This window comes from Parabacteroides provencensis (assembly GCF_900232875.1).
Lineage (GTDB): Bacteria > Bacteroidota > Bacteroidia > Bacteroidales > Tannerellaceae > Parabacteroides > Parabacteroides chinchillae.
Map to the genome: position 1 here is coordinate 1 of NZ_LT960503.1, position 1986 is coordinate 1986.

At 40.3% G+C, this 1986-nt stretch carries 2 protein-coding genes; both read right to left on the bottom strand.

Annotated features, from left to right (window positions below):
* Positions 1-163, bottom strand: a 163-nt coding sequence (locus CTY47_RS16585) for an ATP-binding cassette domain-containing protein (RefSeq protein WP_143813417.1), incomplete at its 3' end; no start/stop codon positions are given.
* Positions 164-374: 211 nt separating this feature from the next.
* On the bottom strand, positions 375-1986 hold a 1612-nt coding region (gene rho / locus CTY47_RS16590; protein ID WP_099465893.1), incomplete at its 5' end, for a transcription termination factor Rho.

Sequence of the window (1986 nt, forward strand, 5' to 3'; positions counted from 1 at the left end):
CCAGAAGGCCGAGAATATTCAACAAGGTAGACTTCCCACAACCGGAAGGACCCATGATAGCGACAAATTCGCCGTCCTTTACTTCCAAAGAAACCTTGTTCAATGCTATTGTTTCTACTTCTTCCGTGCGGAAAAACTTACTTAAACCTTCAATCTTGATCATAATCGTATTTGTTTTATATTATTAATTCTTACGTTAAACATAGCTGTTTACAAATATTCAAATAACATGCCAAAGTATATATATTACTATTTACCAAACGATTAACAAATCAAATAATATAAAAAAGTGTCCAATAATTAGACACAGATGTCTAATTATTGGACACTTCAAGTATATTTTCCGTTACAAAAACGGAATTATATCTTACTCATCAAGCATTCATAGATGCAAGAAATTCCATATTGTCTGTTGTCTGCTCCATGCGTTGCTTAACAAACTCCATAGCCTCAATTGAGTTCATATCAGACAAATACTTACGCAAAATCCACATACGGTTTAATGTGCTTTCATCTTGCAGTAAATCATCACGACGCGTACTTGAAGCCGTAATATCGACAGCCGGATAAATACGTTTATTGGACAACTTACGATCCAGCTGCAATTCCATATTTCCTGTCCCTTTAAATTCTTCAAAGATCACATCGTCCATTTTAGAACCTGTTTCCGTAAGAGCAGTCGCCAAAATAGTAAGGCTACCGCCATGCTCTATATTACGGGCTGCACCAAAGAAGCGTTTCGGTTTCTGCAAAGCATTCGCATCCACACCTCCGGAAAGCACCTTACCGGAAGCCGGCTGAACTGTATTATAAGCACGTGCCAGACGAGTAATTGAATCTAACAAGATTACTACATCATGCCCACACTCTACCATACGTTTTGCTTTATTCAAAACAATCTCGGCTATCTTCACATGACGTTCTGCCGGTTCGTCAAAAGTAGAAGCAATAACTTCAGCATCCACACTGCGAGCCATATCCGTAACTTCTTCAGGACGTTCGTCAATCAAAAGAATAATCATATAAACCTCTGGATGATTAGCAGCAATGGCATTAGCAATATCTTTCAGCAACATTGTCTTACCAGTCTTCGGCTGAGCTACAATCAAGCCGCGCTGTCCTTTTCCTATCGGCGAGAACAAGTCTACAACACGAACAGCTATGTTATCGTACACTTTCGGAGCACGGCGAGCCGTAAGCATAAACTTTTCGTCGGGGAACAATGGAGTCAAGTGGTCAAAAGGAACACGATCGCGAACTTCTTCCGGACTACGTCCGTTTATTTTATCGACCTTAACCAGCGGAAAATATTTTTCTCCTTCCTTCGGAGGGCGAATTGCACCTTCTACCACATCCCCCGTTTTCAATCCAAATAATTTAATCTGCGACTGAGATACATAAATATCATCCGGAGATGTCAGGTAATTATAATCGGAAGAACGAAGGAAACCATAGCCATCAGGCATCATTTCCAGTACACCTACTCCGGTTAAAATTCCGTCGAACTCATATTGTTTTTCCTGAGGCTGATTATTATTGTTATTATTACGCTGATTATTATTGTAATTGTTATTCTGACGATTATTGTTTTTATTATTGTTGCTGTTATTCTGTTGAGGAGCACCCTGTTCATTCTGTACAGGACGGTTAGATGCTTCTTGTTTAGGATGTGAGGGGGCAAATGGGAAAATTTGATCGAGTACGGAATTTACATCCGGATGACGGAATACAACACGTTTTGGTTCTTCTTCCGTAGTATTAGCAGCGACCGGGGTAGTTGTTATAGTCGTGTCCGGAGTCACTATTGCTACCTCTTCGTTTGTTGTTGTTTCCGGTAAGCTTTCTTCTACTTCCGGCATGACAGGCGGTAATAATGGTTTTTCTTTTACCGTTTTTTCTACCACAGGAACTTCAACGACTTTTGATACGGTTTGTGAAGTCTTGGTTACCACTACTTCTTCTTTCTGGGAAACCGGCGCTATAGCC